General features: G+C 38.8%; 1 protein-coding gene. It reads right to left on the bottom strand.

Features of this window, described 5'->3' with window-relative positions; translation table 11 throughout:
* Positions 1-245: 245 nt before the first annotated feature.
* Entirely contained in the window at positions 246-749 is a 504-nt protein-coding gene (locus VQ048_RS12225; protein WP_038694170.1) for a trimethoprim-resistant dihydrofolate reductase DfrA49, read from the bottom strand.
* Positions 750-1,083 lie beyond the last annotated feature (334 nt).

The following is a 1,083-nucleotide window of genomic DNA, read 5'->3' as shown; positions in this document are numbered from 1 at the left end:
AAAATCGATTTGTTGTACAAGTTTTTTAGAAAAATGAAATGATAAAAAGAAGGTTCCGAAATTCGGAGCCTTTTTGTTTTAACTGCGTTTGCGGCTAAAATTACACATAACTTATTTATTGATACGGCTTTTCTGTACAAAACAGCATAATACTTGATGTTTTTGTGCAGGTTTGTTTCTTTATTTGATCAAATATAACGAAAGTAGGTAGACAATGATTTCTTATTTCTCATCAAGTAATCACGTTACCTCCAATACCTTTTCACTTCAAACGCATAGGCATTTTTCTCATCCACTGCTTGGGTTGCTACCGTTTCAACATTCCAAGCGACAGCTTCGAATTTCGGGAAGAAGGTATCTGCACCAAATTCGCCCTGCACATGGGTAATAAACATCTCTTGAACACAATCAAGCGCTAAAGCTTCTCGGTAAATTTGTCCGCCTCCAATTATGAAAACGGTTCGTTCCACTTCATTTTTATAATGATCCAAACAGGATTCCAAGGAAGAAAAAACAACTGCTCCAGGAGCATGATATTCGGTATTGCGTGTTAAGACCGCATTCTCGCGGTTGGGCAACGGCCGAAAACGTTCCGGAATGGAATCGTAGTTTTTTCTACCTGTAACCACAATATGTCCCGTGGTTGTTTCTTTGAAAAATTTCATATCTGCAGGCAAATGCCACATCAAATCATTGTTCTTTCCAATACCGAATTGCTGATCAACAGCAACAATCAATGCTACTTTCATGGAAGTACTTTGTAAATTGTAGGTGAAATGAACACCATGCGGGGATTTGGAATTACTGCATCGTGAACCTGTGTTCCCCTGGCCTCTTCTTCCGTGAGAAAATAACCAATTACCCAATGATAGGTTCCATCCGGAGCCACCACCAATTATTGCAACGTTCTTATCACTAAGTAAATTCATTTGTTTGTCTGTATCTATTCGCATTGTCATTCAAAAATGGCCCATAACGGGAAACGCATTGGCGAAGTGGCGGATAAATTGAACCGAAAGTTCAATTTAGCAGTGACGTAGCCGATGTGTTTCCACAGAAGCTAAATTATTAAAAAAAAGCTGA

The sequence above is a fragment of the Bergeyella anatis genome (genome assembly GCF_036016955.1).
Taxonomy (GTDB): domain Bacteria; phylum Bacteroidota; class Bacteroidia; order Flavobacteriales; family Weeksellaceae; genus JAYWXI01.
The sequence above is the reverse complement of the archived record's forward strand: the minus strand, read 5'-3'. Positions and strand labels throughout refer to the sequence as shown.

Excerpts from the sequence above, each read along its gene's own strand:
- VQ048_RS12225 (WP_038694170.1), bottom strand. The coding sequence starts at position 749 with ATGAAAGTAGCATTGATTGTTGCTGTTGATCAGCAATTCGGTATTGGA.